General features: G+C 76.0%; 1 protein-coding gene. It reads left to right on the top strand.

Annotated elements, in window-relative coordinates; all coding sequences use genetic code 11:
* A partial coding sequence (locus TR50_RS36640; protein ID WP_160311252.1) for a discoidin domain-containing protein occupies window positions 1-2,383 on the top strand: 2,383 nt, incomplete at both ends.

The following is a 2,383-nucleotide window of genomic DNA, read 5'->3' as shown; positions in this document are numbered from 1 at the left end:
GTGCTGCTGAGCGGCCAGACCGCCTCCGCCGGCGGCGTCGCGCCCGCCGGCAGCCCGCTGGTGGTGACCGACGGCCTGCGCCGCACCGACACCTCCTTCGGGCTCGTCCGCGACAACGTCTCCTACACCTACACCGCGACCGGCACGAACCCGCCGGACCGCGCCGACGGAACCGGAGGCAAGGCGCCCAGCCAACTCGCCCTGCCCTTCGACGCGACCGGGCACCAGACCACCGCCGTGATCGGCGGAGCCGCCTCGGTGACCGCGTCGAGCTACGGCTCCTGGCTGCTCCAGTCCCCGCAGTACGACCCCGTCAACGCCTTCGACGGCGACGCGGGGACGGCATGGACCGAGGGCAGCCCGAACACCCCGGTCGGTCAGTGGCTGCGGATCGACTTCGCCGGCCCGGTCGACCTGCCCGCCTCGCTCTCGGTGTCACTCCTGGCCGACAGCCCGCTGCGGCCGCTCATCAGCAGGCTGACCGTCCGCACCGACCACGGCACGGTGACGGACACGCTCGGGGCGAACGGCTCGCCGCAGGACCTGGCCGTGCCGGCCGGGCCCACCCGCACCCTCACCCTCACCATCGCGGGCGCGCGGGGCGCCGTCCCCGGCGGCCTCGGGGCGGGCATCAGCGAGGTCTCCGTCCCGGGCGTCCAGGTGACCCGCTATCTGGCTGCCCCCCACGACGCCGCGACGAACGGTCAGGGCGGCGTCGCCTTCTCCTTCCACCGCACCGTCGGCGCGACCGGACTGCTCGGCCCGCAGAGCGCGGAGACCTCGCTGGCCCGCCAGTTCGCACTCGACGCCCCCGACTCCTTCGACACCCAGCTCACCGCGACGCCCGTGCCCGGACCCGCCCTCGACGCGCTGATCCACAAGCTGACGCCGGGCAGCGGACTGACCGTCACCGCCAGCCCCGCCATCGCCGACCTGCCGCAGTACCAGGCCGCCAACCTGGTCCAGGCGACGTCCTTCGACGGATGGATCGCCGCGCCCGGCACCACGCCGCGGCTCAGCTACTCCTGGAAGGGTCGGCGAACCCTCACCGAGCTCGACCTCCAGCCCGCCGGCGGGCTGTCCGCCGCGCCGCTGACGGTGCGGATCAGCAGCCCGGCGGGGGACCGCACAGCGGCGGTGGGCAGCGACGGCAAGGTGACCTTCGCGCCGCTGCGCACGGACCAGGTGACGGTCACCTTCCCGAAGATCCAGCAGGTCGACGCCTACGAGCCGATCACCGGCAGCGAGGTGCCGCTGCCGCTCGGGCTCGCCAAGGCGACCTTCCCGGCGCTGAGCGACCTGCCGCAGAGGGCCGCCGACCCCGGCGCCTCCTTCCAACTGCCGTGCGGCCAGGGACCGCGGCTGTCCGTCGACGGGCGCAGCTACCCCACGTCCGCCTCCGGCACACTGTCGGCGCTGCTCGCGCAGCAGCCGGTCGTCGTCACGCTCTGCACGAGCGGCGGCCACCTCGCGCTCACCGCCGGCCTCCACCGCCTTGACGCGCCCGGCGACGCGCCGGGGCAGTCCCTGGCCCTCACCGACGCGACCCTCGTCGGCGCCTCGGAGCGCGCCGCGCTGACACGCACCGGGGCCGCGCCGGGCACCACCGCACGCACCACCGGCGCGTGGAGCTGGAGCCAGCAGGACCGCACCGTGACGGTCCATCAGGGACCCGCCGCCTACCTGGAGGTTCACGAGAACGCCGCCCCCGGGTGGTCGGCGACGCTGAACGGGCACGCACTGCGGGCCGTCACGCTCGACGGCTGGCAGCAGGGCTTCCTGATCCCCGCGGGCGCGGGCGGTCAGGTCCATCTCACCTACAGCCCGCAGACCTGGTACGTCGTGGCGCTGTCGGTCGGCGGCCTGCTGCTGGTCGTGGTGCTGGCGGTACTGGTCGGGGCGGCGCGGCGTCGACGTCCCGACGGCGCGGTCCTGCTCCCGGCCGTGGCGGCGCGCACCGCGCCGCGGCCGGTGGCCGCGCTGGTCGCCGGGCCGGTCGTCGGCCTCGCCGTCCTCGCGCTGGTCGGCGGCCCGATGGCGGGCGTGGTCCTGGTCCTGGGCGCGCTGTGGTGGTGGCGTCCCGATGCCGCGCGCGTGGTGGGCCCCCTTGTGGCGGTCGCGGCGATGACGGCCGCGGGCCTGATCGCGGCCGTGGACGTCCAGCACGGCCTGACGCCCGGTCAGGGCGCCTTCAGCACGTCGGCCCAGGCCTGCGCCCTCACCGCCCTCGCGGCGGCCCTGGCGACCTGGTCGGTCCCGCGCCCACGACGGATCTCCGACGCCCCCTCGCAGCAGCCCGCGCCGCTCGCGCCGGGAATCCCCGAGGGTCTACCGCAGCGGTCGCCTTCGGAGCCGTCGGCGCAGGCCGCGCCCGTGGCACCCT

The organism is Streptacidiphilus anmyonensis (genome assembly GCF_000787855.1).
GTDB lineage: Bacteria > Actinomycetota > Actinomycetes > Streptomycetales > Streptomycetaceae > Streptacidiphilus > Streptacidiphilus anmyonensis.
This window is presented reverse-complemented; position numbering and strand designations above follow the sequence as displayed.